This window comes from Edaphosphingomonas fennica (assembly GCF_003034225.1).
GTDB classification, from domain to species: domain Bacteria; phylum Pseudomonadota; class Alphaproteobacteria; order Sphingomonadales; family Sphingomonadaceae; genus Sphingomonas_E; species Sphingomonas_E fennica.
Genome location: NZ_PHHF01000059.1, coordinates 1 through 5,270, shown reverse-complemented (window position 1 = coordinate 5,270; position 5,270 = coordinate 1). Strand labels below are relative to the sequence as shown.

At 64.3% G+C, this 5,270-nt stretch carries 5 protein-coding genes; 4 read left to right on the top strand and 1 reads right to left on the bottom strand.

The annotated features are described in order from the left end of the window. Nucleotides 1–212 precede the first annotated feature (212 nt). The gene (locus CV103_RS14375; RefSeq protein ID WP_010400310.1) at nt 213–821 is read left to right on the top strand and encodes an outer membrane beta-barrel protein; all 609 of its coding nucleotides are present in this window, start codon (nt 213–215) and stop codon (nt 819–821) included. 177 nt (nt 822–998) lie between these two features. Here CV103_RS14375 and CV103_RS14370 read toward each other — a convergent pair whose 3' ends face one another. Next, entirely contained in the window at nt 999–1,886 is an 888-nt protein-coding gene (locus tag CV103_RS14370; RefSeq protein ID WP_211314406.1) for a LysR family transcriptional regulator, read from the bottom strand. A 191-nt stretch (nt 1,887–2,077) separates the two neighbouring features. Here CV103_RS14370 and CV103_RS14365 point away from each other — a divergent pair, with 191 nt between their 5' ends. Genes CV103_RS14365 through CV103_RS14355 form a run of 3 tightly spaced genes read left to right on the top strand, consistent with a single transcriptional unit; the run spans nt 2,078 to nt 4,971 of the window. Beyond that, nucleotides 2,078–2,536, top strand: coding sequence for a Cif family virulence factor (locus tag CV103_RS14365; protein ID WP_010400314.1), 459 nt, complete (start codon nt 2,078–2,080; stop codon nt 2,534–2,536). Nucleotides 2,537–2,587: 51 nt separating this feature from the next. Next, entirely contained in the window at nt 2,588–3,991 is a 1,404-nt protein-coding gene (locus CV103_RS14360; RefSeq protein ID WP_010400316.1) for an aldehyde dehydrogenase family protein, read from the top strand. Between the two features lie 44 nt (nt 3,992–4,035). Next, nucleotides 4,036–4,971 carry an aromatic alcohol reductase gene (locus CV103_RS14355; RefSeq protein WP_010400317.1) on the top strand — a complete coding sequence of 312 codons (936 nt, stop codon included), beginning with the start codon at nt 4,036–4,038 and terminating at the stop codon, nt 4,969–4,971. Nucleotides 4,972–5,270 lie beyond the last annotated feature (299 nt).

Genomic DNA, 5,270 nt, shown 5'->3' with positions numbered 1-5,270 from the left:
GACCGCCGCGCCGATGTCTTCCTCGGCAGCATCCACCTCGCCGCCGCCATCACATGGTGGTTATGAGTCCCGGCCCTAGGATGAGGCACGACGCCGGACAAGTTCAAAATTTGGAAACAGTCAATTCAGATTTTTCTGCCTACAAAGCCAGCCCGCAAACAGCAAATCCTCAACCGCAGGCCCTTCCCGGGGCGTGACTTGAGGAGTTTAGAATGAAGAAGATTGCACTTTCGTTCGGGGCCGCCGCGCTCGCGGCGGGTATGAGCCCGGCCGTTTCGGCCCAGACGTTTGACGGTCCGTTCATCGGCGCCCAGGCCGGCTGGTCCGAACATGACGCAGGGACATTTTCCACACGTCTCGGCAACCTCGCGGCGAGCCGCTCGCACGACGCGGTCTCGGCCGGTGTGTTCGCGGGATACGACCGCCAGATCGGATCGCGCTTCGTGATCGGCGCCGAGGTCGGCCTGGACTTCGGCATCAATGACCGCTTCACCCGCGACACCGGCACCGCCCTTATGTCGGTTGATCCGAAACGATCGATCGACCTGACGGCGCGGGCCGGCTATCTGGTCACCGACAACACATTGATCTATGCGCGCGGCGGCTACACCAACGCCAGATTCCGTACGTCGATCAAGGACAGGTCCAGCCTCCGTTCATCAACCGAAAACCGTGACGGATGGCTTATTGGCGGCGGCGTCGAGCGTGCTTTCACTGACAGGATCTCGACCCGCCTCGAGTATCGCTATTCCGATCTGAGTGATGGCCGTGGCAAGTTCGACCGCCACCAGGTTCTCGTCGGCGTTGCTTACCGCCTTTAACCACTGCACCTCCCGACTTGGGCTGGAGTCCTTCCTCCAGCCCGCTTTTTTTGCGCACCCGCACGAGGCCTGGAAGGGGCGAAGCGCGGCGCCTTCCGAACCGGTTCGGGCCAGGCAAAATACCGGCGGATCGCGAAGGCATCCAGGCCACCGCCATGCCCGTTTCCCAACTGGACATCACCAGCAGACAGCCTCCCGGCCGATAATCTCCACGCACCAGTCGATAAAGGTGCGCACTGCGGGCGAAAGATGACGACTGGGCGGATATAGTATCGATAGCGGATCCGTCGGCGCCTCCACATCGCCGAGGACCTTAACAAGGCGCCCGTCGGACAAGGGCTTGTGGACCATATAGCCGGCGGCGCGGATAAGGCCGAGCCCGGCAATCCCCGCAGCAATATAGGCATCCGTGTCATTCACCGTGACCCGCCGCGTCATGGCCACCGAAGTCGCCCCCTTGCCCTCGCCGAACGTCCAGCTCAACGGACGGCCGGTCCGGCTGTCCGTGTAACCCACCGCGACATGCTCTCCAAGGTCGGCGACGCATGCCGGCGTGCCGTAGCGGTCCAGATATTCGGGCGATCCGCAAACATACCAGTCAAAGTTGGCGAGACGGCGCACGATGAGGCTGGAGGGCTGCGGTACGCCCGCCCTGATAACGCAATCGATACTCTCCTGGACAAGATCCGATAAACCGTCGCTCAGGTGCAGATCGATTTCGATATCCGGATATCGCAAGACCAGCTGTGGGAGCGCCGGGACGACGAATTGCCGCGCAATCGACGGGGTCGTTCCGACCCGGATAGCGCCGCGAATCGTTCCTTCCGATTCCGCGATGGCGTCCTCTGCCGCCTGCAGTTCGCGCAGGATGGCCGTACAGCTGTCATAGTATCGCAGCCCCGCATCGGTGAGACTTATCGCCCGGGTGGTCCTCTTCAGGAGCTGCGCTCCCAGATGCGCTTCCAAATCCTTGACGGCCTTCGTCACGGTGGACGGCAGGACGCGCGAAGTCTCCGCCGCGCGCCGGAAGCTTCCGGTTTCCACCACGCGCTTGAACAGCTCCATGGCTTGAAATCGATCCATCCTGCCTCTCCCAGCGCAATTGGCCGGAAACGCGAGCACACTGCGCCTTTCCTCAACCATAAATTATTCGAATTAAGCAAACAATCAAATCAAATTCGTCACGCTTATCATCCCGCATCCGTGTCCATATCCTTCAGATCTACCGCTCGAAGCTATCAGACACGGAGCAAACGATGGCGGAAGGAACGATATTACCGAGAGACGATGTCAAAATCCTCTCAGATCTGGCCCGCGATTGGGTAGAAAATGGATGGCGACACACCCCAGACGAACCGTTCGATTTTTATGAACGTCTCGCACGATTCTATGATTGGTCTTCCGAAGGCACGCAGTTCTTTGACGACTTCGATAAGGAACGGCGAGTGAACATGTCCGCGTCCCAATATGCCGCGATCTGGGACGCAGTCATCCCGACCATGAGGAAGTTGACCAACGTCATGATCGGCGAACCGCACCCACTGGTGTCGGGCGACCTCGCCGTCATGAGTGTTCAATTCGTCACCTCCTTTGTGACCGCCGAAGGCGAAGAAGGCCGCGTGCACACGCTTTCAAGCCTCGTTTGGCGGCGATCGGGCAACGACTGGCGCATCATTCGCGAGCACGGCAGCGGCATCAGACCGCACCACGGCTAGCCGTCCCCTCCCAGTAAACGCCGGGCACGACCTTCCAGTTGGAGAGAAGATATGAAATTCGGATCAAGACTGCTCATCAACGGCGCGTTGGTGGCGGGCGACCACACCCTCGACGTCATCAACCCCGCCACGGGCGACGTGTTCGCGACGGTGGCCCGCGCCTCCCGGGCGCAGGCGGAAGCGGCCATCGCGGCCGCCAAGAAGGCCCAGCCCGCGTGGGATGCCCTTGGCTGGGAGGCGCGCAGCGAGCGGCTGCAGGCGCTCGCCGACGCCATGGCGCAGCACCGTGACGCCTTCATCGACACCATGGTGGCCGAGCAGGGCAAGCCGCGCCGCGAGGCGGCGGACGAGGTGGACTATTCCATCGCCTTCATCCGCTATTTTGCGGGCCTGAGGCTGCCCCACAAGGCCTTCGGGGTCGCGGGCGGCCGGGTCGAGCTGCGCCATCGCCCGCTCGGCGTTGTCGCGGGGATCAGCCCGTGGAACTTCCCGCTGCTCATCCCGGCGGCGAAGATCGCGCCCGCGCTGATGGCGGGCAACACCATGGTGATGAAGCCCGCGCCGACCACGCCGATCCTCACCCTCATGATCGGCGAGCTGGCGGCCGGCATCCTGCCCCCCGGCGTGCTCAACGTCATCACCGACCAGAACGATCTCGGCGACCTGCTCACCTCCCACCCGGATATCGCCAAGGTCACCTTCACCGGGTCCACGGCGACCGGGCGGCGGATCATGGCGAGCGCGGCGCCGACGCTGAAGCGTCTGACGCTGGAGCTGGGCGGCAACGACGCCGCGATCGTGCTCGACGACGTGAACGTGGAGGAGGTGGCCGAGCGCATCTTCAACGCCGCCTTCTTCAACACCGGCCAGGCCTGCCTTGCCATCAAGCGCGTCTACGTCGCCGATGCGATCTACGACGCCTTCAGCGAGGCGGTGGCGCGCCGCGCCCGCGAGGCGATCGTGGGGCCGGGCAATGACCCGTCCTCCCGCTTCGGTCCGCTCCAGAACCGGCAGCAGTTCGAGAAGGCGAAGCACTTCATCGAGGTGGCCCATCGCGACGGTCGCGTGATTGCGGGCGGCACGGTGGTCGAGGGGCCGGGCTATTTCGTCCACCCGACCGTCGTGCGCGACATCGACGACACGAGCGAGCTGGTCGCGCAGGAGCAGTTCTGCCCCGTCCTGCCCATCATCCGGGTCGCGGACAGCGAGGACGCGCTGAGCCGGGCCAACCGCAGCGATTTCGGCCTCGGCGGCTCGGTCTGGTCCGGGGACGCCGCCCGCGCCAAGGCGCTGGCGGAGCGGATGCAGTCCGGCACGGTCTGGGTGAACCAGCATCTGAACTTCGGCCCCGAGGTGCCGCTCGCAGGCGCGAAGCAATCGGGCATCGGCGTCGAGTGGACGGAGCTGGGCCTCGCCGAGTTCTGCCAGGTCAATGTCATCAATCAGGCCACGTGACGCGCCGTGCGGCGCGAACGGATTCAATCGAAAGGAAAAGGCAAATGACAATGGAAAACGGAAAAGTCGATCTGCGCGACATGCTGGTGCTCGGCGCCGGTCAACTCGGAATGGCGGTGCTGCGCGCCCTTGCACCGAAGGTGCGGGCGGCGGGTCAGCCGCTCACCGCGCTGGTCGCGCCCCAGACGGTGGACAGCCCCACCGAGCAGGACGAGACTAGCTTGGAGGAGCTGCGGGCCCTCGGCGTCGAGGTCATCGGCTTCGACCTCAGCTCTGAGGAGGATGCGTTGGCCGAATTGTTCAGCCGTTACCGGACGGTGCTCAACTGTACCGGGTTCGTCGCCGGCCCGGGCACGCAGCTGCGGATCACGCGCGCCGTGATGAAGGCAGGCGTCAAGCGCTACTTCCCGTGGCAGTTCGGGGTCGATTACGACATCGTCGGGCGCGGAAGCGGCCAGCCCGTCTTCGACGAGCAGTATGAGGTGCGCCAGCTCCTCCGTTCCCAGCAGGATGTGGAATGGGTGATCGTCCAGACCGGGATGTTCACCAGCTTTCTGTTCGAACCGGCCTTCGACGTGGTCAACCTCGACCGCGGCACCATTCACGGCCTCGGCAGCTGGGAAACCAAGGTTACGGTGACGACGCCGGAGGACGTGGGCAAGCTGACGACCGAAATCCTCATGACCGAACCGCGGATCGCCAACGAGGTGGTATTCGTGGCGGGCGACACCATCTCCTACGGCCATCTGGCGGACGTGGTCGAGCGCGTCACCGGCCGCACCTTCCAGAAGGAGGCGTGGACCCTCGACAAGCTGCGCGCCGACCTCGCCGTAGCGCCGGAGGATGTGATGACCCGCTACCGCGCCGCCTTCGCCCTGGGCGACGGCATGTGGTGGGACAAGGCCAACACCTTCAACGCGCGCAAGGGCCTCAAGGTCATCGAGGTGGAGGCATATCTGCGGGCGCGATTGGGCCGCTAAGAGCCTGTCACCGGGCCGCTCTGCCGGGACTTGCGGCACGGGCGGGGCGGCCCGGTGCGACGCTCGGGCCAGCCCGATCGAACGAGTGTTCTGCGGGTCCCGCTCGCCCGTGGCTCGACCGGTCTCAGTAATCGCCGCTTGCGAGCTGAGAGACCACCGGACCCAGCAGTGCGCGCCCTGACACCTCGATCCGCTGCGCGTTGACCCAACGGTTGTCGTAGGGCCGGGACTCATAACCACCATGTGATGGCGGCGGCGAGGTGGATGCTGCCGAGGAAGACATCGGCGCGGCGGTCATA